Origin of the sequence: Shigella sp. FC1967 (genome assembly GCF_001743005.1) — a bacterium.
Taxonomy (GTDB): Bacteria; Pseudomonadota; Gammaproteobacteria; order Enterobacterales; family Enterobacteriaceae; genus Proteus.
The window spans coordinates 1-293 of sequence record NZ_MIIZ01000098.1 but is presented as its reverse complement, the minus strand read 5'-3'; the positions used below and the strand labels follow the sequence as shown (position 1 = coordinate 293).

Annotated in this window: 1 pseudogene; it reads left to right on the top strand. The window is 51.5% G+C overall.

Features of this window, described 5'->3' with window-relative positions:
- Positions 1 to 180: pseudogene (locus BHE89_RS26755) on the top strand (hypothetical protein); the annotation flags it as partial.
- Positions 181 to 293: the final 113 nt, after the last annotated feature.

Genomic DNA, 293 nt, shown 5'->3' with positions numbered 1-293 from the left:
TACCAGGAAGATATGCAGCAAGCCGTGGACATGGCAAATGATGCCACCGAACGGGCTGAACTACTGGAAGAACAACTTGAAGCTCTCACCAACAAAAAAACAGAGCTCGATGCGGCCCTTGGTAAGGCAGAAAAACTCGCTATCCCTCAAGTCTGCGGAGCTAGAACGCTCACTGGCTGACATTGATAAGTTGGAAAAGCGGATCGTTGAGTTGGAAGGCAAGCTGGAGGCGAAAGCCGCAGATCTGACCCGAGCACAGGATCACCTGGAGCAAGCTGAAAGCGAAAATCGCT